Source organism: Deinococcus alpinitundrae (assembly GCF_009982895.1).
Taxonomy (GTDB): Bacteria; Deinococcota; Deinococci; order Deinococcales; family Deinococcaceae; genus Deinococcus; species Deinococcus alpinitundrae.
This window is the reverse complement of the sequence record NZ_WXZL01000295.1, coordinates 1-267: the sequence shown is the minus strand read 5'-3', so window position 1 is coordinate 267 and position 267 is coordinate 1. Positions and strand designations below refer to the sequence as shown.

1 protein-coding gene is annotated in these 267 nt (G+C 64.8%); it reads right to left on the bottom strand.

The genetic code is table 11. The annotated features are described in order from the left end of the window. Nucleotides 1–267, bottom strand: a 267-nt coding sequence (locus tag GUI70_RS23460; RefSeq protein WP_161884586.1) for a DUF2207 domain-containing protein, incomplete at both ends; no start/stop codon positions are given.

The following is a 267-nucleotide window of genomic DNA, read 5'->3' as shown; positions in this document are numbered from 1 at the left end:
ATCGGACCGTGACGGTGGAGTTCAGGACTGGGAAGCCGTTGCGATCCGCGTAGACGGCCGCCCAGTAGACCTGGTCGCCGTCGGGGTAGTAGCGGGTGGCGCCTTTGACCAGATACGAGATGACCAGGGTGCGCGACTCGTTTTGGGCCGCCCCGTTCAGGTAGTACTTGATCCGGAACTTGCCGGTGTCGGCGATGCTGGTCTCGACCCGGGCCGCTTTGCCGCCATCGGTTGCCGTGACCTCGGAAATGCTGGTCAGCCGCGAGC